1 protein-coding gene is annotated in these 280 nt (G+C 67.1%); it reads left to right on the top strand.

Annotation, left to right across the window (positions count from 1 at the left end; all coding sequences use genetic code 11):
• A partial coding sequence (locus NQU54_RS48975) for a CurL C-terminal domain-containing protein (protein WP_257636715.1) occupies positions 1-280 on the top strand: 280 nt, incomplete at both ends.

Here is a 280-nt window from a genome sequence, read left to right as displayed (position 1 = left end):
ATCATTCTGGAACACGTTCCGGAGGAGCAGCCGGTCGCCGAGTCTGTGACCGAGGGCCCCGAGGAGTCGGTGCTGGTGCCGTGGGTGGTGTCGGCGAAGTCCGAGGGTGCGCTGCGCGGACAGGCAGAGCGTTTGCTGCCGTACGCGCGGAGTCGGGCCGAGGCGGAAGCGTCGGTGACTGATGTGGCGTTGTCGCTGGTCACGACCCGGTCGGTATTTGAGCATCGTGCCGTGGTGTTGGCCTCCGACCGGGCTGGTTTTGTCGATGGCCTGGAGGCGC

It is taken from the genome of Streptomyces malaysiensis subsp. samsunensis, from assembly GCF_024519315.1.
Taxonomy (GTDB): domain Bacteria; phylum Actinomycetota; class Actinomycetes; order Streptomycetales; family Streptomycetaceae; genus Streptomyces; species Streptomyces malaysiensis.
Note: the sequence above shows the minus strand (reverse complement) of the source record. Positions and strands in the feature narration are given on the sequence as shown.